Origin of the sequence: Hydrogenophaga sp. (assembly GCF_050182545.1) — a bacterium.
In the GTDB taxonomy this organism is placed as follows: Bacteria; Pseudomonadota; Gammaproteobacteria; order Burkholderiales; family Burkholderiaceae_C; genus Hydrogenophaga.
Map to the genome: position 1 here is coordinate 115,825 of NZ_JBFXCD010000001.1, position 19,808 is coordinate 135,632.

The following is a 19,808-nucleotide window of genomic DNA, read 5'->3' on the forward strand; positions in this document are numbered from 1 at the left end:
GATGAACGTCGTCGTGCTCGGAGCGGGTGCCTGGGGCACGGCGCTGGCCATCAGTGCCGCGCAGCAGGGGGACGCCGCCCGCCAGGTCACGCTGTGGGCGCGCGACGAGCAACAGGCGGCCAATATGCGTGCGCTGCGCGAGAACCGGCGCTACCTGCCCGGAGTGGCGCTGCCGCCGTTGATGGCCGTCGAGTCCGGCCCACTCGACAGCACCACGAAGTTCTTGTCTCGGGCCGACCTTGTGGTCATCGGCACGCCGATGTCGGGCCTGCGCGGCATGCTGCAGGCACTGGTCGGGCACGCGGTGCCCGTGGCCTGGCTCTGCAAGGGATTCGAGGCGCCACGGGAAGGCGATTCGCAGACCGGGCTGCTGGGCCATGAAGTGCGCGCGCAGGTGGCGCCAGACCTCAAGGCTGGCGTGCTCAGCGGCCCGAGCTTCGCGCAGGAAGTGGCGAGAGGTCAGCCCACCGCACTGGTGGCGGCGAGCGAACACGCCAGCGTGCGCGACGCCCTCGTGACCGCCTTCCACAGCCCCACGCTGCGCGTGTACGCCAACGACGACATCGTCGGCGTGGAAGTGGGGGGCGCGGTGAAGAATGTGCTGGCGATCGCCACCGGGTTGTGCGACGGACTCAATCTGGGTCTGAATGCGCGCGCGGCACTGATCACGCGTGGCCTGGCCGAGATGACGCGCCTGGGCATGGCGCTGGGCGCGCGCGCCGAGACCTTCATGGGTCTTTCGGGCCTGGGCGACCTCGTGCTCACCGCCACGGGCGACCTCTCACGCAACCGCAAGGTGGGCCAGTTGCTGGCGCAAGGGTTCACGCTGCAACAGGCGGTGGACTCGCTCGGTCATGTTGCCGAAGGCGTCTACAGCGCGCGTACCGCGGTGCAGCGCGCGCGCGGGCTGGGTGTGGACATGCCGATCGGCGAGGCCGTGGTGGCCCTTCTGGAAGGCCGCCTGCAACCGGCACGGGCCGTGGCCGCGCTCATGGGCCGCGACCCCAAGGAAGAAGCGCTCTAGATTTCGAGGTTGTCGATCAGGCGCGTGCGACCCAGGCGGGCCGCGCCCAGCACGACCAACGACTGCGGTGTCTGCGCGTCGTCTGCGCGCGGCGGCTGCAGGTCCGCACGGCGGCGCACCGTGAGGTAGTCGGGCTGCCAGCCGCGCAGCGCCAGCGCACGCATGGCCTGCGCTTCCAGCGCTTCACGTTTCTCGGGCAACGAGCCTGCTGCCGACAGCGCATCGCGTGCCAGCCCGCGCAGCGCCAGCGACAGCTGCACCGCCTCCGCGCGCTCGGTCTCGCTCAGGTAGCCGTTGCGCGAACTCAACGCCAGGCCATCGGCGGCGCGCTGGGTTTCGCCCGCGACGATCTCGATCGGCATGCCGAACTGCCGCACCATGCGGCGGATCACCATCTGCTGCTGGTAGTCCTTCTTGCCGAACAGGGCGTGGCGCGGGCCCTTGGCCTCGGAGAAGACGCACTGGAAGAGCTTCATCACCACGGTGCAGACACCAATGAAGAAGCCGGGGCGGAAATGGCCTTCGAGGATGTCCGCCAGATCCGCAGGCGGCTGGATCTTGTAGCCCTGGGGCTCGGGGTACAGCTCCTTCTCCGGTGGTGCGAACACCACGTCGCAGCCAGCCTGTTCCAGCCGGGCGCAGTCGGCCTGCAGCGTGCGCGGGTAGGTGTCGAAGTCTTCATGGGGCGCGAACTGCAGGCGGTTGACGAAGATGCTGGAGACGGTCACGTCACCCAACGGTTTGCCGGTGCGCACCAGGTCGAGGTGCCCATCGTGCAGATTGCCCATGGTGGGCACGAAGGACGGTGAGTCGTAGGGGCGCAGTGCGGCGCGCAGTTCTTCAATGGTGTGAACGAGTTTCATCGGCATGTTCACCAGGCGTGCAGGCTGTCGTCCGGAAAGCTGCCGTTCTTCACGGCGGCCACGTAAGCGGCCATGGCATCGCGCACGCTGCTGGCGCCGTCCATGAAGTTGCGCACGAACTTCGGGTTCTTGCCGAGGTTCACGCCGAGCATGTCGTGCATCACCAGCACCTGGCCGGCTGTGCCCTTGCCGGCTCCGATGCCGATGGTGTGGCAGTGCGGGAGTTGCTGCGTGATTTCCGCTGACAGCGCGGCCGGCACCATTTCGAGCACCAGCATGGTGGCGCCAGCGTCCTGCAGTTCGAGCGCGTGGCGCTTGAGCGTGAGCGCGGCCGCGTCGTCGCGGCCCTGCACCCGGTAGCCACCCAGCGCATGCACCGTCTGCGGCGTGAGGCCCAGGTGGGCGCAGACGGGAATGCCGCGCTCGACCAGGAAACGCGTGGTCTCGGCCGTCCAGCCGCCACCTTCGAGCTTGATCATGTGCGCGCCCGCATGCACCAGCTGCGCCGCGCTGCGCATGGCCTGTTCCTTCGACTCGTGGTAGCTGCCGAAGGGCAGGTCGCCCAGCAGCCAGGCCGTGCCCTGGACGCGGCGCAGGCCGCGCGCCACGCTCTCGACGTGATAGGCCATGGTCTCCAGGGTCACGCCCGCAGTGCTCGCCAGTCCCTGGCACACCATGCCCAGCGAATCGCCCACCAGAATGCACTCCACGCCAGCGGCATCGGCGACAGCGGCGAACGTCGCGTCGTAGGAGGTGAGCATGGCGATCTTCTCGCCGCGCTCGCGCATTTCGTTGAGGCGCGGCAGACTCACGGGTTTGCGTTGCGGCAGTGGTGAGGCCACTGGCAGCGTGCCATAAGGCGTTGCCATGGGCGTGGGGTTCGTGGGGGTGCTCATGTCGGGTTCCCGCAGCGGGTGGGGGTGGGTGAGAATGGGGGCACTATAGTCCATACCGGTATGCTTTCGGCCCATGAAACACCTCTCTGAATTCACCTTCGCCGACGTGCAGGAACTGGCACGTCGCGACGTGGCGCAGGCATTGGACGAAGACGTCGGTGATGGTGACCTGACTGCCGCGCTGGTGGATGGCGAGCAGCCGGCGCGGGCGCGCATCCTGGCGCGCGAGGCGGCCGTGATCTGCGGCGCGCCCTGGGTCGAGGCGGCCGTTCTGTCGCTGGATCCGCAGGCCGCGCTGATCTGGCATGTGCACGAGGGTCAGCGTTGCGAGACCGACCAGACCGTGCTCACCATCGAGGGCCGGGCGCAGGCGCTGCTCACGGCCGAGCGCACCGCGCTCAACTTTTTGCAACTGCTCTCGGCCGTGGCCACAAGAACCGCGATGTTCGTCGGCGCCGTGGCCGGCACGCACGCGCAGATCGTGGACACGCGCAAGACCTTGCCCGGGTTGCGCCTGGCCCAGAAATACGCGGTGAAGACCGGAGGCGGTGTGAACCACCGCATCGGGCTGTACGACGCGGTGCTCATCAAGGAGAACCACATTGCCGCGGCCGGTGGTGTGGCCCAGGTGCTGCAACGCGTGCGCAAGACGGCGCCGCGAGCGCGCTTCGTCGAGATCGAGGTGGAAACCCTGGCCCAGCTCGATGAGGCGCTGGCCCACGGCGCCACCATGGTGCTGCTCGACAACATGGACATTCCCACACTGAACGCCGCCGTGCGCCGCAACGCGGGGCGCGCGGTGCTCGAAATCTCGGGCGGCGTCAACATCGACACCGTGCGCGCCCTTGCAGAAACCGGCGTCGACCGCATCTCCATCGGAGCCCTCACCAAGGACGTGAAGGCGATCGACTTCTCCATGCGCTTTCAGACGCTCTGAAACGCGCCGGGTCACCCACGACATGCCCACATGAACACATCCGATTCCAATGCCGTGATCGACGTCGAATACGAGCAGCCGGCTTGCCCGACGCAACACGCCTGGGCGCGTGTGCCGGTCGAACCCGGCCCGAAGCAGCGCGCCGCGCTCAAGGAGCGCATCCGCCAGTTGCTCAAGGAGCGCAACGCGGTGATGGTGTCGCACTATTACGTGCACCCCGACCTGCAGGACCTGGCCATCGAGACCGGCGGCATCGTCAGCGATTCGCTGGAGATGGCGCGCTTCGGCCGCGACCATGCCGCGACCACGCTGGTGGTCTCCGGCGTGCGCTTCATGGGCGAGACGGCCAAGATCCTGAGCCCGGAAAAAACCGTGCTCATGCCCGATCTGGACGCCAACTGCTCGCTCGACCTCGGCTGCCCGATTGACGAGTTCAGCGCCTTCTGCAATGCGCATCCGGATCGCACCGTCGTGGTCTACGCCAACACCAGCGCGGCGGTGAAGGCGCGCTCTGACTGGCTGGTCACGTCCAGTTGCGCGCTCGACATCGTGCGCGCGCTCAAGGAGAAAGGGCACAAGATCCTGTGGGCGCCCGACAAGCACCTGGGGGCCTACATCCAGCGGGAGACCGGTGCCGACATGGTGATGTGGTCGGGTTCGTGCATCGTGCACGACGAGTTCAAGGCGTTCGAGCTGGAAGCTCTCAAGAAGGAGCACCCGAAAGCCAAGGTGCTGGTGCATCCCGAGAGCCCGGCCGACGTGATTGCGCTGGCCGACGCGGTGGGCTCGACCTCGGCGATCCTGAAGGCCGCGCGCGAATTCGATGCGCCCGAATTCATCGTCGCCACCGACAAGGGCATGATGCACATGCTGCGGCAGCAGAACCCGGGCAAGGTGTTCATCGAGGCCCCCACGGCGGGCAACAGCGCCACCTGCAAGAGCTGCGCGCACTGTCCCTGGATGGCCATGAACGGCCTGGCCGGGGTGGCGCAGGTGCTGGAGACCGGGCTGAACCAGATTCATGTGGACCCGGCGCTGATCCCGCGCGCGCGACTGCCGATTGACCGCATGCTGGCCTTTACGGGCGCTCAGCGCAGCGGGCAGAGCCCGGGCGCGCTGGTGCCCAACATTGGCGCGGTGTGAGCTGAACGCCCCAAGGGCAGCAAGGGCCCGGCTCTGCCGGCCCGAGATGCCGTCCCCCCTCGAAGCGCCGAAGGCGCGCCACGGAGGGGGGAAGCCGCGTCAGCGGCGCAGGGGGGTGTTCCCTGTTACCGCGCGGGGGGGACCAGAATCGTCGGCTTCGCCTCCGGCAGCATGTCGGGGTAGTCAAGGCTGTAATGCAGTCCGCGGCTCTCGCGGCGCAGCAGTGCCGACATGACGATGAGGTCGGCCACCTGCACCAGGTTGCGCAGCTCCAGCAGGTCGCGCGTGACGTGAAAACGGGCGTAGAACTCCTGGATCTCGCTCTGCAGCAAGGCAATGCGATGCGCCGCGCGGGCCAGGCGCTTGTTGGTGCGCACGATGCCCACGTAGTCCCACATGAAGCGGCGCAGCTCGTCCCAGTTGTGCGAGATCACCACCATTTCGTCGGCGTCGGTGACGCGGCTGTCGTCCCAGGTGGGCTGTGCCGGGGGCTGCGGCGCCGGCGTATCGCGGATGACGTTCACCGTGGCCTGCGCGAACACCATGCATTCCACCAGCGAGTTGCTGGCCAGGCGGTTGGCGCCATGCAGGCCGGTGCAGGTGGTCTCGCCCACCGCGTACAGGCCGCTGACCTCGGTGCGGCCATCCAGGTCGGTGACCACGCCACCGCAGGTGTAGTGCGCGGCCGGCACCACGGGAATCGGCGCCTTCGTGATGTCGATGCCAAGCTCGGCGCAGCGCGCCAGGATGTTGGGAAAGTGCTCGCGCAGGAATTCAGGGCTCTGGTGCGAGATGTCCAGGTGCACGCAGTCCAGGCCGTGCTTCTTCATCTCGTAGTCGATCGCACGCGCCACCACGTCGCGCGGCGCGAGTTCTGCGCGCGGGTCGTGGTCGGGCATGAAGCGGTGGCCGCCCAGGTGCGGCGGCAGCTTGAGGATGCCGCCCTCGCCGCGCACCGCCTCGGTGATGAGGAAGCTCTTGGCGTGGGGGTGGTACAGGCAGGTGGGATGGAACTGCACGAACTCCATGTTCGCCACCTTGCAGCCAGCGCGCCAGGCGGCGGCGATGCCGTCGCCGGTGGCGGTATCGGGGTTGGTGGTGAAGAGGTAGACCTTGCCCGCGCCGCCCGTGGCCAGCACCGTGTGGCGCGCCGCGAAGGTGACGACTTCGTCGCGCACGGTGTCGAGTACATAGGCTCCGCTGCAACGCCTCGGGCGGGCCGAGCCCCGGGCGCCGCGGTCGGTGATCAGGTCCACCAGCATGTGGTGCTCGAACAACTGGATGCTTGGCGTGGCCATCACGCGCTCGACCAGCGTGGCCTGCACCGCCGCGCCGGTGGCGTCGGCCGCGTGCACGATGCGCCGGTGGCTATGACCGCCTTCGCGCGTGAGGTGCAGCTCACCGTCTTCGGTGGAAAAGGGCACGCCGAGTTCGCGCAGCCAGGCAATGGCCGCGGGCGCGTTCTTCACGGTGAACTCGGTCGCTTCACGGTCGCTGAGGCCCGCGCCGGCCACCAGCGTGTCCTCCACGTGCGAGGCCACGCTGTCGCCCTCGGCGAGCACGGCGGCGATGCCGCCCTGGGCCCAGTTGCTGGAGCCGTCCAGCAAGGCCTGCTTGGTGATCACGGCCACGCGGTGCGTGGCCGACAGGTGCAGCGCGGTCGTCAGGCCGGCCAGGCCGCTGCCGATGACCAGCACGTCGAATTCTTGGTTCATGGACTTGGGGTGTAGGCGAGGCGCACGTAGATCGGGGCGAAGGCCTCGGCCTGCGTGAGTTCGATCAGGGTTTCCTTGGCGAGTTCGAGCATGGCGATGAAGGTGACCACCAGCACTGGCGAGCCCAGCGAGGGGTCGAACAGCTCGCCGAATTCGACGAACTTGCGGCCCTGCAGGTGCCGCAGAACGATGCTCATGTGCTCGCGCACTGAAAGCTCTTCGCGGCTGATGCGGTGGTGCTGCACAAGCCGGGCGCGCTTGAGAATGTCGCGCCAGGCGCTTTGCAGGTCGATCGGGCTCACGTCGGGGAAGCGTGGTGCGAGCGCCTGTTCCACATAGACCTGCGCGCGCAGGAAGTCGCGCCCGTACTGCGGCACCTCCGACAGGCGCTGCGCAGCCAGCTTCATCTGCTCGTATTCGAGCAGGCGGCGCACGAGCTCGGCGCGTGGGTCCTCGGCTTCCTCGCCCTCGGCCGTTTTCTTGGGCGGCAGCAGCATGCGCGACTTGATCTCGATCAGCATCGCGGCCATCAGCAGGTACTCGGCCGCCAGTTCCAGGTTGCTGGCGCGGATCTCGTCGACGTAGGTCAGGTACTGGCGGGTCACCGCCGCCATCGGGATGTCGAGGATGTTGAAGTTCTGCTTGCGGATCAGGTAGAGCAGCAGGTCCAGCGGGCCTTCAAAGGCTTCCAGGAAGATCTGCAGCGCATCCGGCGGGATGTACAGGTCGCGCGGCATGGCGAACAAGGGTTCGCCATAGAGCCGCGCCAGGGCCACGTGGTCCACAACCGACGGCAATACGTCGTCCAGACCCTGCGGGGCCTCGTCGAGGGTGTGGGCCTCGTTGCTCATGCCGGGCGCCGGTTCGGGGGCTGGTTCAGGTGAAGTCCGAACCCGTCTGGTAGACGTAGGGCTTCTGGGGCACGCGGGCGGCTTCGGCTCTGGCCTGGAATTCTCGGTCGATGTTCTTGTCCCAGAGCAGCGCGCGGCCGGTGCGCTGTGCCTGCTCCAGGCCGGGCTTGGCCGCCTTGAGCTGTTCGATGAACTGCGTCGTGTCGGAGGTGTAGTCGGGACGGCGGAAGAAGGGCATGGTGGGCTCGGTGGGATCGACGGGGAAAGCGGCGATTTTACCGGGCCACCACGACCGTGGCCGGGCCGGTCTCCACAGGACTCACTCGCAGGTGTGCAGCCTTTCGGCGAAACCCGAGCGCTCGATCAGCGAGCGCGGCTGCGGGTGCAGGCCCACCATGCCCAGGTGCCCGCCGCGCTTGTGCACCGCCTTGTGCAGCTGTTCCAGGGCGTCGAGCCCCGTGGTGTCGAGGGAAATGAGCTGGCTGGCGTCGAGCAGCACGTTGAGGGGGGTGGGCGAGCGTTCCACGTCCGCCACGATGGGATCCATCTTGGCCACCGCACCAAAGAACAGCGAGCCGTAGAGCCGGTAGGTCGCCTGCTCATCGGTCCGGCCTGTGGGCTCGGCGCGGAAGATCTCGCTCTGGCGGCGCACGAACAGCACCACCGCCAGCACCAGGCCCAGTTCAACCGCCACGGTGAGGTCGAACACGATGGTCACCCCGAACGTGGAGAGCAGCATCAGCCGGTAGTGGTTGCTGAACTGCCGCAGGCGCGCGAACTCGCGCCACTCGCCCATGTTCCAGGCCACGAACAGCAGCACGCCGGCCAGCACCGCCAGCGGAATGTGGAAGGCCAGCGGCGCCGCGAGCAGCACCACCGCGGCCAGCGTGAGCGCATGCACCATGCCCGCCACCGGCGAGGCCGCGCCGGAGCGGATGTTGGTCACCGTGCGCGCGATGGTGCCGGTGGCGGGCATGCCGCCGAAGAACGGCACCACGGCGTTGGCCACACCCTGCGCCATGAGTTCCTGGTTGGGGTCGTGCTTGGGGGCGTCGCTGAGCTGATCGGCCACGCGCGCGCACAGCAGCGATTCGACGGCGCCCAGCAGCGCAATCGTCAGCGTGGGCGTGACCAGCAGTCGCACGGTTTCCCACGAGAAATCGGGCAGCTCGAAAGCCGGCAGTCCCTGCGGGATGCCGTTGAAACGAGAGCCGATGGTCTCCACCGGCAGGCTCAGTGCCCAGGCCAGCACGGTCAGGGTGACCAACGCAACCACCGGACCCGGCAGGCGCGAGGTGGCCTTGAGGGCGCTGACGGTATCGAGGGACTCCAGCTGGCGGCGGAACTGCGAATCTGCCGCCCACAGCCGGGGCCAGATGAACAGGCCCAGCACGCACAGCGCGCCCAGGCCGAGCGCGAACGGGTTGAGGCTGCCGATGTGGCTGGCAATGGCGCCTGTCTGACCGAAGAAACTCGCCGGCATATGGGCGATGTCCAGCCCCAGCAGGTCGCGCACCTGTGACAACGCGATCAGCACCGCGATGCCGTTGGTGAAGCCGATCACCACGCTCACCGGCACGTAGCGCACCAGTGTGCCCAGGCGGAACAGGCCGAGCAGGAACAGCAGCACACCCGCGCTGGCGGTGGCGATCAGCAGGTTGGCCACGCCATAGCGCTCGACGATGCCGTAGACGATCACGATGAAGGCGCCGGCCGGGCCCCCGATCTGCGTAGAAGTCCCTCCCAGGGCGGAGATCAGGAAGCCCGCGATGATGGCCGTCCACAGGCCGGCTTCGGGCTTGAGGCCGCTGGCGATCGCGAAGGCCATGGCCAGCGGCAAGGCCACGATGCCCACCGTGGCGCCAGCGCCCACGTCGCGCGCCAGCTTGTCGCGGTTGTAGCCCTGGATGTCCTGCAACAGGCGGGGCCGGAAGGGCGCAAGCGGGGGCAGGGACGGCAGCATGGGCCGATGTTACCTTTGGCAACGGTTCATGAAACTGACAAACCGGGCGCGGTGGCGCGCGGCGGTAGACTGCCTCTCCCATCGACTCCGACAAGGGAATCACATGCCGAGCGCCATGAAGGGAAACGGGTCAGGCCTCCTGCGCTTCTCAACGGCGCTGATGCTGGCGCTCCTGCTGGCGGCCTGCGATCCCCAGAACATCAGCGAACTGGAGGAGGGCGTGTCCACCGAGGCCGATGTGCGCGAGCGCTTCGGCGCGCCCGAAGCCGTGTGGGAGGGCGAGGACGGCGCCCAGATCTACGAGTACAACCGCCAGCCCGCCGGGCACACCAACTACATGATCACCATCGGACCGGACGGCAAGATGGCCGCGCTGCGCCAGGTGCTCAACGCGCGCACATTCGCGCAGGTGCAGGCCGGCATGCCGATGGAGACCGTGCGCCGCATGCTGGGCAAGCCCATGAAGGTCACCACCTACGCGCTCAAGCGCGAGACGCACTACGACTGGCGCTACCTCGAAGGAGCGTCCGCCGACACCTCGAAGATCTTCACCGTGGTGTTCGACCCGGACCTGAAGGTGATCCGCACGATGTCGACGCGCGATCCCGATCTCGACCCTGGTCGCTGACCGGCGGGGTCTGACCCGCGCGCCTCAGGCGGCGCGCAGCCGATGCCAGTCGTCCAGCGCCGGGCGCATCACCAGCAGCAGCAACATCAGCGCCAGCGGCACGGTGCTGACGAATCCCAGGTGCTTGAAGCCCAGTGCGCCAGCGATCCCGCCCACCAGGAAGCAGGCGATCAACTGGCCGTGCACGCGCAGCCGGTCCCGGTTGGCGCGCACCGGCGTGCTGCCGCGCTGCCGATTCACGTACAGCAGCTTGCCCAGTTCGATGCCGAGATCGGTGATCAGGCCGGTGACGTGGGTGGTGCGGATCACCGCACGGGATATCTTGGTGATCACCGCGTTCTGCAGGCCCATGATGAAACACAGCAGCACCACGGTGAGTGGCAGGAACACGGGGGTCATGACACCGATGGCCGCACCGAACAGACCGAAGACCAGCAGCGCGGCGGCCTCCAGCACCAGGGGCAGGCCATAGGCGCTGCGCAGCTGGCGGCGCATGCCCCAGTTCACCAGCCAGGCGGTGCTCATGGCGCCCAGCAGGAATGCCAGCACCGAGCCCGTCGCGGCCAGGGCCAGCGCGAGTTCGCCCAGAACGAGGTGGTCGGCCACCGAGGACAGGATGCCTGTCATGTGCGAGGTGTACTGGCCCACCGCCAGGAAGCCGCCCGCGTTGGCTGCGCCGGCCACGAAGGCCAGCACCGAGCCGAGCTTGAGGTCGGTCTGCGGCGTGCGCTGCAGACTGGTGAAACCGCGGATCGGCTTGAACAATGCGGCGCTCTTCAGCGCACCCGCATGCCCGGTGTGGCGCCCGGCCAGGGGTTGAGGATGTGGATGCCGGGCTGCGCCTTCTCGTCGGCGTGGCTGGCGGCCAGAACCATTCCTTCGCTCACGCCGAATTTCATCTTGCGCGGCGCCAGATTGGCCACCACCACGGTGAGCTTGCCCACCAGGTCCTCGGGCTGGTAGGCGCTGGCAATGCCGCTGAAGACGTTGCGCGTGCGCCCTTCGCCCACGTCCAGCGTGAGGCGCAGCAGCTTGGTCGAGCCTTCCACGGCTTCGCAGTTGACGATCTTCGCGATGCGCAGGTCGATCTTCGCGAAGTCGTCGATGGAAATGGTGCCGGCGATCGGTTCGCCGCCGGGCACCTCGGCGGGTGCCTGGGGCGCAGGAGGGGGTTCGAACAGCGCGTCGAGCTGCTTCACGTCCACGCGCTGCATCAGGTGCTGGTAGGCGTTGATGGCGTGAGCTTTGCCCAGCAGCTTCGCGGTGTCGGCGAACATCAGCGGGCCGCTTTGCAGGAAGGCCTCGACCTGCGTGGCGAGCGCGGGCAGTACCGGCTTGAGGTAGAGCGTGAGCAGGCGGAAGGCTTCGATGCAGGTGGTGCACACGTCGTGCAGCCGGCCGTCCATGCCGTCCTGCTTCGCGAGTTCCCAGGGCTTGTTCTGGTCCACGTAGGCGTTCACGCGGTCGGCCAGCAGCATGATCTCGCGCAGCGCCTTGCCGTATTCGCGCTCGGCGTACAGCTCGGTGATGGACGGCGCAGCGCTCTGCAGGTGGTCCAGCAGCGCATCGCCGTCGGCCGACACCTCGCCGAGTTGCCCGCCGAAGCGTTTGGCGATGAAACCCGCCGCGCGCGAGGCGATGTTGATGTACTTGCCCACCAGGTCGCTGTTGACGCGGGCCATGAAGTCCTCGGGCGTGAAGTCCACGTCCTCGTTGCGCGCGCTCAGCTTGGCCGCGAGGTAGTAGCGCAGCCACTCGGGGTTCATGCCCAGGCCCAGGTATTTCAGCGGGTCCAGGCCAGTGCCGCGGCTCTTGCTCATCTTCTCGCCGTTGTTGATGGTGAGGAAGCCGTGCACGAACACCGCGTTGGGCACCTTGCGGCCGCTGAAGTGCAGCATGGCGGGCCAGAACAGCGTGTGGAAGGTGATGATGTCCTTGCCGATGAAGTGGAACTGCTCGGTGGCGGGGTCGGCCATGAAGGCGTCGAAGTCGCGCCCGGTCTTGTCGAACAGGTTCTTCAGCGAGGCGAGGTAGCCGATGGGCGCGTCGAGCCACACGTAGAAGTACTTGCCCGGCGCGTCCGGGATCTCGATGCCGAAGTAGGGCGCGTCGCGGCTGATGTCCCAGTCGCCCAGCTTGGTCTTGCCGTTCTCATCCGGCTCGATCCATTCGCCGATTTTGTTGAGCACCTCGGGTTGCACCGCGCCGCTTTGTGTCCACTGCTCCAGAAACGCCAGGCAGCGCGGGTCGGAGAGCCTGAAGAAGAAGTGCTCGGAGTTCTTCAGCACAGGCTTGGCGCCCGAGAGCGCCGAATAGGGGTTGATCAGGTCGGTCGGGCTGTAGACCTTGCCGCAAACCTCGCAGTTGTCGCCGTACTGGTCCTTCGCGTGGCAGTTGGGGCATTCGCCTTTGATGAAGCGGTCGGGCAGGAACATGTTCTTCTCGGGGTCGAAGAACTGCTCGATGGTGCGCGTCTCGATCAGGCCGTTGGCCTTGAGCGCGCGGTACACGTCCTGCGCCAGGGCGTGGTTTTCCGGGCCGTCGGTGCTGTGCCAGTTGTCGAAGCCGATGTGGAAACCGTCCAGGTAGGGCTTGCGGCCGGCGGCGATGTCGGCCACGAACTGCTGCGGCGTCTTGCCGGCCTTGTCGGCCGCGATCATGATCGGCGCGCCATGCGCGTCGTCGGCGCAGACGAAGTGCACCTCGTGCCCCTGCATGCGCTGGAACCGCACCCAGATGTCGGCCTGGATGTACTCCATGATGTGGCCGATGTGGAAATGGCCGTTGGCGTAGGGCAGGGCGGTGGTGACGAACAGGCGTCGCGGCTGGCTCATGGGAAGGGGCTTTCTGTCGGGGAACCCGCAATTTTACGGGGCGATGCCCTCATGCCGCCTGTGTGTATGGGCCGCGTGGGGGCAGGACGTTAGACTTGCCGACGCCTTGCGATCCCGCAAGACCGATATCCCCCACCCCCACCGGAGACTGTTTCCCATGGCCGTCGATACCCAGGCGCTGTTGACCGCGCTGCAAACCGTGACCGACCCGAATACCGGCAAGGATTTCGTGTCGACGAAAGCGGTGAAGAACCTGCAGGCGGCGGATGGCGACGTGTCCTTCGAAGTGGAAATGGGCTACCCGGCCAAAAGCCAGCAGCCGGCGCTGCGCCGCGCCCTGATCGCCGCGGCCAAGTCGGTGCCGGGCGTGGACAACGTGTCGGTCAACCTGACGACGAAGATCATCGCGCACGCGGTGCAGCGCGGCGTGCAGCTCATGCCCAACGTGAAGAACATCGTCGCCGTGGCCTCGGGCAAGGGTGGCGTGGGCAAGAGCACCACCGCCGTCAACCTGGCGCTGGCGCTGGCCGCCGAGGGGGCGAAGGTCGGCATCCTCGACGCCGACATCTACGGCCCGAGCCAGCCCATGATGATGGGCGTGGAGGGCCGGCCCGAGAGCTCGGACGGCAAGACCATGGACCCGCTGGAAAACTATGGCGTGCAGGTGATCTCCATCGGTTTCCTGATCGACCGCGACGAGGCCATGATCTGGCGCGGCCCCATGGCCACCCAGGCGCTGGAGCAGCTGCTGCGCCAGACCAACTGGGCCGACCTGGACTACCTCATTGTCGACATGCCACCCGGCACCGGCGACATCCAGCTCACCCTGAGCCAGCGCGTGCCGCTGACCGGCGCGGTGATCGTGACCACGCCGCAGGACATTGCCCTGCTCGACGCGCGCAAGGGCATCAAGATGTTCGAGAAGGTGGGCGTGCCCATCCTCGGCATCGTGGAGAACATGGCCGTGCACGTTTGCGAGAAGTGCGGCCACGTGGAGCACATCTTCGGCGCCGACGGCGGCAGGAACATGGCGGCCGAGTACGGCATGGACTACCTGGGCGCACTGCCGCTGAACATGAGCATCCGTGTGCAGGCCGACAGCGGCATGCCCACCGTGGTGGCCGACCCGGAGGGCGAGATCGCCAACCTCTACAAAGGCGTGGCGCGTCAGGTGGCGATCACCATCGCGGCCAAGGCCAAGGACTTCTCCAGCAAGTTTCCCTCGATCAAGATTTCGAAGGACACCTGAGGGGCATCGTGTTTGCGGGGAGTGCCCCGTCAGTACCGCAACTGCCCCTGGCCGTCGATGATGGCCAGTTCCACATAGCCCGAGCCGTTGTGGGATGTTGCCGAGTACTTCGCGGTGAAGCGTCCGAAGGCGATCTCTCCCACGCCTTCCATGGTGCGGGTGAAGGACGCGGTGCTCAGCTCGCGGCCCGTGCGCCTGAGCCCCTCCACCAGCAGCCGGGCATGCACGAAGCCCTCGAATTGCGATGCCGAGGGCGTGGCCTCGGGCGACCTGGCGTTGAGCAACTGAAGGTATTCGGCCACCACCGGCACCGTGGTGTTGCGCAGCGACGGCATGATCTGCGCCAGGATGACCCCGCGGGCCTTGTCCTTGAGCTCGCGCTTGATCACGTCCACGCTGGCCACCGAGTAGCCATAGAAGACCGGCCGCGCTGTTGTTGCCATGACCGCCTTGACGTAGTTCGGAAAGGTCAGGCCGGCCGTGCCCACGATGACCGCCTGCGGGTTGGCCTGCGCGGTGGCGGTGGCGGCGGCCGCGAAGTCCGGCGCGGCCGGGTCTACCTTGATCTCCGCCACCATGGGCATGCCCTGGGCCGCTGAGGCCTTGCGGATCTCTCCCAGCAGGGTCTTGCCCAGTCCGTCGTCCTGGTAGAAGAACGCCACCCGGTTCACGCCGATCTGCTTGAGTTGCGACAGCAGCTTCTCGGTTTCGTTGGCGTAGCTGGCGCGCACGTGGAACAGGTAGGGGTTCACGCCTTCGCGCATCGACGAGGCGCCGGTCACGGGGCCGAACAGGATGGTTTTCGTCTCCTTGAGCAGCGGCAGCACGGCCGCCGTCTGGGCGGTGCCGGTGCTGTTGAACAGCATGAACACCTTGTGCTCGTCGATCAGCTTGCGGGTGTTTTCCACCGCGCGTTTCGGGTCGAAGCCATCGTCCAGGGTCGTGAGGCTTATCTTGCGCCCATGTATGCCGCCGCCGGCATTGACCGCGTCGAACAGCAGGCGGGCGCCCTCGCCGTACTGCACCGTCTGCGGCCCCAGCGGGCCGGAGAGAACCTGCGACGCACCCAGGCGGATTTCGGTCGGGGTGACCCCCTCGTCACCGGCGTGTGCCAGCGCGGCCAGCAGCCACATTCCACCCAAGACGCACTTGCGAACCATTTCGAACCCCATTGTCTGTCCATGAAAGCTGGGGAGTATGGTTATTGACAGTAATCAAAACAAGCGCATGGGCTCGGGGTTTACCCCGGGGTCAAGCGCTGCGCGGGACGGCCGGGGCGCTCGGTGGGCCCGGCGGTCCGCTGGCGGTCACGCGGCCTCGCGCTCGCGCAGCCGGAAGCGCTGGATCTTGCCGGTGGCCGTCTTGGGCAGCTCGGGCAGGAACTCGATGAAGCGCGGGTACTTGTAGGGCGCGAGCTTTTCCTTCACGAAGGCCTGCAGTTCGGCTTCGGTGGCCTGCGCGCCAGCCTTGAGCACGACGAAGGCCTTGGTCTTGGTCAGGCCGTCGGCATCGGTCTTGCCGATCACCGCCGCTTCCAGCACGGCCGGGTGCTGCACCAGTGTGGCCTCCACCTCGAATGGGCTGACGTAGATGCCGCTGACCTTGAGCATGTCGTCGTTCCGCCCGGCGTAGGTGCAGTAGCCGTCGGCGTCGCGCGTGTACTTGTCGCCGGCCTTGGTCCAGCCACCCTGGAAGGTGTCGCGGCTCTTGCTGCGGTTGTTCCAGTACATCAGCGCGGCGCTCGGACCCTGGATGTAGAGGTCGCCGATCTCGCCGTCGGCCACGGGCTGCCCGTCCTCGCCGCGAAGTTCGATTTCGTAGCCAGGCACGGGTTTTCCGGTGGTGCCGTAGCGCACGTCACCCGGACGGTTGGAGAGGAAGACGTGCAGCATCTCGGTGGAGCCGATGCCGTCGATGATCTCGACGCCGAAATGCTTCGTCCAGCGCTGGCCGATGTCTTGCGGCAGGGCCTCGCCGGCAGAAGAGCACAGGCGCAGGGCGACGTCGGCCTTCTTCGGCAGGTCGGGGCTGGCGAGCATGCCGCCGTAGCCGGTGGGCGCGCCGTAGAACACGGTGGGCTTGCGTTCGGTGAAGCGCTTGAAGCAAGCCTGCGGCGTGGGCCGTTCGGCCATCAGCAGCACGCTGGCGCCCACGCTGAGCGGGAAGCTCAGCGCATTGCCCAGGCCATAGGCGAAGAACAGCTTGGCGGCGGAGAACACCACGTCGTCCTCGCGCAGGCCCAGCACGCCCTTGCCGTAGAGCTCGGCGGTCCAGTACAGGTTGGCCTGGGTATGCACCGTGCCCTTGGGGGCTCCGGTGGAGCCGCTGGAATAGAGCCAGAACGCGGGCTCGTCGCCGTGCGTGTCGGCGGCGTCGGCCGCGGGGGCGTGGCTGGCCACGAGCGTGGTGAAGTGATGCACACCGGCGGGCAGCGCACCGGTGGCGCGCGAGGCCACGATGTGCTTGACCTCATGGCCGCCCTGCGCACCCAGCGTGTCCAGCGCGGTCTGCAAGGTGGGCAGCAGCGCGGTCGACACCAGCGCCGCCTGGGCGCGGCTGTTGGCCAGCATGTAGGCGTAGTCCTGCGCGGTCAGCAAAGTGTTCACCGCCACCGGCACCACACCGGCGTGCAACGCACCCAGGAAGGCCACCACCCAGTCGCTGCAGTCGTGCATGAGCAGCAGCACGCGTTCCTCGCGCCGCACGCCCAGCGCGGCCAAGGCGGCAGAGAAGCGCCGTACCTGGTCGTCGAGTTCGCCATAGCTCAGCGAGCCCTGGTCGTCGGTCAGCGCGTTCTTGCCGGCGCGGCCGGTGTTGAGTTCGAGCAGGTGGCGCGCGAAGTTGAAGCGCTCGGGGGGCGGCGCGACGGGGGTTGTCATGGACATGTCTCCTCTGGGGTTCGCGGGTTCGTGCTCAGTATTTCAAGGCTACCGCCGAGGCGGCCAGCGCGTCCAGCGCGGCGCTGCTGGCCTGCACCGCGCTGCGGCGGTGGTAGAAGCCCAGCGCGCGCAGCCCGCCCAGTTCTTCGCCACCGCCTGCGCGGCCCGGGCCACCGTGCAGCGACATCGGCATCACGTTGCCGTGACCGGTATGGCTCGCGGCCACGTCGGGCGAGATCGCGTGCACGCGGCCGTGGGCGGATCCGAGTGCAAGCGCGGCGTTGGCGGTGAAGGTCGGGTCGGCGCTGTAGACCGAGCAGACCAGTGAACCTTCGCCGCGGCGGATGAGTTCATACGCCTGGTCGATGCCGTCGTAGGCCATGAGCGTGGCCACCGGGCCGAACACCTCGACCTCGTGCAGCAGCTTCGCCTTGGCAGGTTCGCGCGAACCCAGCAGCACGGGCGCCACGCAGGCGGCCACGGCGGGGTCGGCGTCCACCAGCGCCGCGCCGCTCCCGTCGAACAGCACCTCGGCTTCGGCGCGCAGCGTCGCAATGCCTTCCAGCACACCGGCCTTTTGTTCGCCGCTGACGAGCGATCCCATGCGCACGGTCTCGTTGCGCGGGTTGCCCACGCTGGTCTTTGCGAGCTTGTCGCCAATGGCCTGCGCGGCCGCGTCGTACAGGGTGCGGGGCACGAACACGCGGCGGATCGCGGTGCATTTCTGTCCCGCCTTCACCGTCATTTCGCGCACGACTTCGCTCACCAGCAGCTTGAAGTCCTCGCTGTCGGCGGTGGCCCCAGGGTCCAGCAGAGCGCTGTTGAGGCTGTCGGCCTCGATGTTGCAGCGGACCGAGCGCTCCGCCACGGCCGGGTGGCTGCGGATGAGGCGCGCCGTCTCGGCCGATCCGGTGAAGGAAACCACGTCGAAGGGCTGGAGCTGGTCCATCAGGCCGGCGGAGGAGCCGCAGACCACGGAGAGCGCGCCCGGCGGCAGGATGTTGGCGTCGATCACGTCCTTCACCATGCGCTGCGTGAGCCATGCGGTGGCGGTGGCGGGCTTCACTATCACCGGCACGCCCGAGAGCAGGGCCGGCGCGGCCTTCTCCCACAGGCCCCAGCTCGGGAAGTTGAAGGCGTTGATGAACAAGGCCACACCGTGCGTGGGCTGCAGGACGTGCTGGGTCAGGAACACGGGGTCCTTGCCCATGCGGACGCGCTCGCCGTCGAGCAGCGCGCGCGCGCTGCCCAGGGCCTCGCCCTGCTTCGCGTAGTAGCCCAGCGTGAAGATGCCGCCGTCGATGTCGACGGCCGAGTCCTTGGCGGTGGTGCCCGAGTTGGCGGTGGCGATCTCGTAGTAAGCGTCGCGGTTCGCCTGCAGCACTTTGACGATGGCCGCCAGCAGGCCGGCGCGTTCGCCGTAGCTCAGGGCGCGCAAGGACGCGCCGCCCTGTTGGCGGGCGAAGTCGAAACCGGCGGCGAGGTCGAGCCCGGCGCTGCTGACGCGGGCCAGTTCGGTGCCCAGCACCGGGTCGAACAGCGGCGTGCCGGCGCCGGTGCCGGTCTGCCATTGGCCCGCGAGGTGGTTGGGGAGCAGGGGTGTGGTGGTCATGGTCGTGTCTCGCTGGTGGGGAGGGGCCCCCGGCACTGGCCGTGGGGCGCGATTGGCGCTATAACTGCACTATCTTGCGTTTTTCGGATTGTGCATTAAAGTGCATGTTTTGTCCGTTGGCAAGCCCGTCCAGCGTTTTCCGCGCGGCATTCCATTGAAAGGCCAGGCACTGCATGAGCGTCGATGACAGCGGCGTGGTGGCGTCCCCCGACACCCGGCCCACCGGGGTGGAGGAGGAAGCGCGCCACCCCTTCCTGGTCGCACTGGGTGAGCGCGTGCGCACGCTGCGCTCGCGCCGTGGCATGACGCGCAAGGCCGTGGCCCTCGCGGCCGACGTGTCCGAGCGGCATCTGGCCAACCTGGAATACGGCACGGGCAATGCGTCCATCCTCGTGCTGCTGCAGGTGGCCCAGGCACTGCAATGCTCGCTGGCGGAGCTGCTGGGTGATGTGAGCACAAGCTCACCCGAATGGCTGCTGATCCGCGAGCTGCTGGAGAAGCGCAGCGAGGCCGACCTGCGCCGTGTGCGCATCGCCATCGGCGGCTTGCTGGGCGGTGGCGCGGCTGCCGGCGGCGACCCTGGGCGCAAGGCGCGCATCGCACTCATCGGCCTGCGCGGCGCGGGCAAATCCACCCTGGGCCAGCGCCTGGCCGACGACCTGGGCTTTGCCTTCATTGAACTCAGCCGCGAGATCGAGAAGTTCGCCGGCTGCAGCATCAACGAGATCCATTCCCTGTACGGCACGCCGGCCTACCGCCGCTACGAACGCCGCGCGCTGGAGGAGGCGATCCAGATCTACCCCGAGGTGGTGATCGCCACGCCGGGTGGCCTCGTGTCCGACGCGGCCAACTTCAACCTGCTGCTGTCGCACTGCACCACGGTATGGCTGCAGGCCGACCCGGCCGACCACATGGGGCGCGTGGCCGCGCAGGGCGACATGCGCCCCATGGCCGCCAGCCGGGAAGCCATGGAAGACCTCAAGCGCATCCTGGCGGGCCGCTCGGCCTTCTATTCCAAGGCCGACATGGCCTTCGACACCAGCGCCTACAACCTCGAGGACGCTTTTGCCGCCCTGCGGGCCCAGGTGCGCGAGGCCCTCGGGCTGGGCGAAAAACATGCATGAAAGTGCATTGACGCTTTCGCGATTGTGAATTATTATTCACATCACCAGGTTCGGACCGGCGTTTGAGTGCAGGTCGTCGGGCCTGAACCC

At 67.7% G+C, this 19,808-nt stretch carries 17 protein-coding genes; 6 read left to right on the forward strand and 11 right to left on the reverse strand.

All coding sequences use genetic code 11. The annotated features are described in order from the left end of the window. The first annotated feature begins 1 nt into the window (after position 1). Entirely contained in the window at positions 2–1,024 is a 1,023-nt protein-coding gene (locus AB7P10_RS00625; protein ID WP_428291896.1) for an NAD(P)H-dependent glycerol-3-phosphate dehydrogenase, read from the forward strand. Here the strand turns inward: AB7P10_RS00625 and panC are convergent. Together panC and panB are read right to left on the reverse strand one after the other, a co-directional pair. Then, a complete protein-coding gene (panC, locus tag AB7P10_RS00630) occupies positions 1,021–1,887 on the reverse strand; it encodes a pantoate--beta-alanine ligase (protein ID WP_428291897.1) in 867 nt (288 codons plus the stop codon). The two genes, AB7P10_RS00625 and panC, sit on opposite strands and share 4 nt — an antisense overlap. 8 nt (positions 1,888–1,895) lie before the next feature. Beyond that, positions 1,896–2,783, reverse strand: coding sequence for a 3-methyl-2-oxobutanoate hydroxymethyltransferase (panB, locus tag AB7P10_RS00635; RefSeq protein WP_428291898.1), 888 nt, complete (start codon positions 2,781–2,783; stop codon positions 1,896–1,898). Between the two features lie 73 nt (positions 2,784–2,856). On the opposite strand from panB, the gene nadC reads away from it, so the two are divergent. Continuing rightward, the gene (gene nadC / locus AB7P10_RS00640) at positions 2,857–3,720 is read left to right on the forward strand and encodes a carboxylating nicotinate-nucleotide diphosphorylase (protein WP_428291899.1); all 864 of its coding nucleotides are present in this window, start codon (positions 2,857–2,859) and stop codon (positions 3,718–3,720) included. 30 nt (positions 3,721–3,750) lie between these two features. Beyond that, complete coding sequence (gene nadA, locus AB7P10_RS00645) at positions 3,751–4,863, forward strand: quinolinate synthase NadA (protein WP_428291900.1); 1,113 nt, start codon at positions 3,751–3,753, stop codon at positions 4,861–4,863. 125 nt (positions 4,864–4,988) lie between these two features. Here nadA and nadB read toward each other — a convergent pair whose 3' ends face one another. The 4 genes from nadB to AB7P10_RS00665 form a co-directional block, all read right to left on the reverse strand. After that, entirely contained in the window at positions 4,989–6,578 is a 1,590-nt protein-coding gene (gene nadB, locus AB7P10_RS00650; protein ID WP_428291901.1) for an L-aspartate oxidase, read from the reverse strand. Continuing rightward, positions 6,575–7,429, reverse strand: a complete 855-nt coding sequence (locus tag AB7P10_RS00655; protein WP_428291902.1) for a segregation and condensation protein A — start codon at positions 7,427–7,429, stop codon at positions 6,575–6,577. The genes nadB and AB7P10_RS00655 overlap by 4 nt, the downstream gene beginning before the upstream one ends. Before the next feature lie 25 nt (positions 7,430–7,454). Further along, positions 7,455–7,667, reverse strand: coding sequence for a DUF3460 family protein (locus AB7P10_RS00660; RefSeq protein ID WP_428291903.1), 213 nt, complete (start codon positions 7,665–7,667; stop codon positions 7,455–7,457). 81 nt (positions 7,668–7,748) lie between these two features. Further along, positions 7,749–9,392 (reverse strand): SulP family inorganic anion transporter, encoded by a 1,644-nt coding sequence (locus AB7P10_RS00665; protein ID WP_428291904.1) that lies wholly within the window; start codon positions 9,390–9,392, stop codon positions 7,749–7,751. A 160-nt stretch (positions 9,393–9,552) separates the two neighbouring features. On the opposite strand from AB7P10_RS00665, the gene bamE reads away from it, so the two are divergent. After that, the gene (gene bamE, locus AB7P10_RS00670; protein WP_428291905.1) at positions 9,553–10,020 is read left to right on the forward strand and encodes an outer membrane protein assembly factor BamE domain-containing protein; all 468 of its coding nucleotides are present in this window, start codon (positions 9,553–9,555) and stop codon (positions 10,018–10,020) included. Between the two features lie 24 nt (positions 10,021–10,044). On the opposite strand, the gene AB7P10_RS00675 is transcribed toward bamE, so the two are convergent. After that, positions 10,045–10,785 carry a YoaK family protein gene (locus tag AB7P10_RS00675; protein WP_428291906.1) on the reverse strand — a complete coding sequence of 247 codons (741 nt, stop codon included), beginning with the start codon at positions 10,783–10,785 and terminating at the stop codon, positions 10,045–10,047. 11 nt (positions 10,786–10,796) lie between these two features. After that, positions 10,797–12,854, reverse strand: a complete 2,058-nt coding sequence (gene metG / locus AB7P10_RS00680) for a methionine--tRNA ligase (RefSeq protein ID WP_428291907.1) — start codon at positions 12,852–12,854, stop codon at positions 10,797–10,799. Positions 12,855–13,011: 157 nt separating this feature from the next. Here metG and apbC point away from each other — a divergent pair, with 157 nt between their 5' ends. Continuing rightward, positions 13,012–14,103: an iron-sulfur cluster carrier protein ApbC gene (gene apbC, locus AB7P10_RS00685; RefSeq protein WP_428291908.1), complete on the forward strand. Its 1,092-nt coding sequence runs from the start codon at positions 13,012–13,014 to the stop codon at positions 14,101–14,103. Positions 14,104–14,132: 29 nt separating this feature from the next. Here apbC and AB7P10_RS00690 read toward each other — a convergent pair whose 3' ends face one another. The 3 genes from AB7P10_RS00690 to AB7P10_RS00700 form a co-directional block, all read right to left on the reverse strand. Beyond that, the gene (locus AB7P10_RS00690) at positions 14,133–15,236 is read right to left on the reverse strand and encodes an ABC transporter substrate-binding protein (RefSeq protein ID WP_428291909.1); all 1,104 of its coding nucleotides are present in this window, start codon (positions 15,234–15,236) and stop codon (positions 14,133–14,135) included. Positions 15,237–15,410: 174 nt separating this feature from the next. Then, on the reverse strand, positions 15,411–16,988 hold the full coding sequence (locus AB7P10_RS00695; protein WP_428291910.1) for a benzoate-CoA ligase family protein: 1,578 nt from the start codon (positions 16,986–16,988) through the stop codon (positions 15,411–15,413). A gap of 28 nt (positions 16,989–17,016) precedes the next feature. Beyond that, complete coding sequence (locus AB7P10_RS00700) at positions 17,017–18,594, reverse strand: 3,4-dehydroadipyl-CoA semialdehyde dehydrogenase (RefSeq protein ID WP_428291911.1); 1,578 nt, start codon at positions 18,592–18,594, stop codon at positions 17,017–17,019. 173 nt (positions 18,595–18,767) lie between these two features. Between AB7P10_RS00700 and AB7P10_RS00705 the strand changes: the two genes are divergently transcribed. Next, the gene (locus AB7P10_RS00705) at positions 18,768–19,718 is read left to right on the forward strand and encodes a helix-turn-helix transcriptional regulator (protein ID WP_428291912.1); all 951 of its coding nucleotides are present in this window, start codon (positions 18,768–18,770) and stop codon (positions 19,716–19,718) included. The last annotated feature ends 90 nt before the right edge of the window (positions 19,719–19,808 follow it).

Excerpts from the sequence above, each read along its gene's own strand:
- AB7P10_RS00625 (WP_428291896.1), top strand. The coding sequence starts at position 2 with ATGAACGTCGTCGTGCTCGGAGCGGGTGCCTGGGGCACGGCGCTGGCC.
- panC (WP_428291897.1), bottom strand. The coding sequence starts at position 1,887 with ATGAAACTCGTTCACACCATTGAAGAACTGCGCGCCGCACTGCGCCCC.
- panB (WP_428291898.1), bottom strand. The coding sequence starts at position 2,783 with ATGAGCACCCCCACGAACCCCACGCCCATGGCAACGCCTTATGGCACG.
- nadC (WP_428291899.1), top strand. The coding sequence starts at position 2,857 with ATGAAACACCTCTCTGAATTCACCTTCGCCGACGTGCAGGAACTGGCA.
- nadA (WP_428291900.1), top strand. The coding sequence starts at position 3,751 with ATGAACACATCCGATTCCAATGCCGTGATCGACGTCGAATACGAGCAG.
- nadB (WP_428291901.1), bottom strand. The coding sequence starts at position 6,578 with ATGAACCAAGAATTCGACGTGCTGGTCATCGGCAGCGGCCTGGCCGGC.
- AB7P10_RS00655 (WP_428291902.1), bottom strand. The coding sequence starts at position 7,429 with ATGAGCAACGAGGCCCACACCCTCGACGAGGCCCCGCAGGGTCTGGAC.
- AB7P10_RS00660 (WP_428291903.1), bottom strand. The coding sequence starts at position 7,667 with ATGCCCTTCTTCCGCCGTCCCGACTACACCTCCGACACGACGCAGTTC.
- AB7P10_RS00665 (WP_428291904.1), bottom strand. The coding sequence starts at position 9,392 with ATGCTGCCGTCCCTGCCCCCGCTTGCGCCCTTCCGGCCCCGCCTGTTG.
- bamE (WP_428291905.1), top strand. The coding sequence starts at position 9,553 with ATGCTGGCGCTCCTGCTGGCGGCCTGCGATCCCCAGAACATCAGCGAA.
- metG (WP_428291907.1), bottom strand. The coding sequence starts at position 12,854 with ATGAGCCAGCCGCGACGCCTGTTCGTCACCACCGCCCTGCCCTACGCC.
- apbC (WP_428291908.1), top strand. The coding sequence starts at position 13,012 with ATGGCCGTCGATACCCAGGCGCTGTTGACCGCGCTGCAAACCGTGACC.
- AB7P10_RS00690 (WP_428291909.1), bottom strand. The coding sequence starts at position 15,236 with ATGTGGCTGCTGGCCGCGCTGGCACACGCCGGTGACGAGGGGGTCACC.
- AB7P10_RS00695 (WP_428291910.1), bottom strand. The coding sequence starts at position 16,988 with ATGTCCATGACAACCCCCGTCGCGCCGCCCCCCGAGCGCTTCAACTTC.
- AB7P10_RS00700 (WP_428291911.1), bottom strand. The coding sequence starts at position 18,594 with ATGACCACCACACCCCTGCTCCCCAACCACCTCGCGGGCCAATGGCAG.
- AB7P10_RS00705 (WP_428291912.1), top strand. The coding sequence starts at position 18,768 with ATGAGCGTCGATGACAGCGGCGTGGTGGCGTCCCCCGACACCCGGCCC.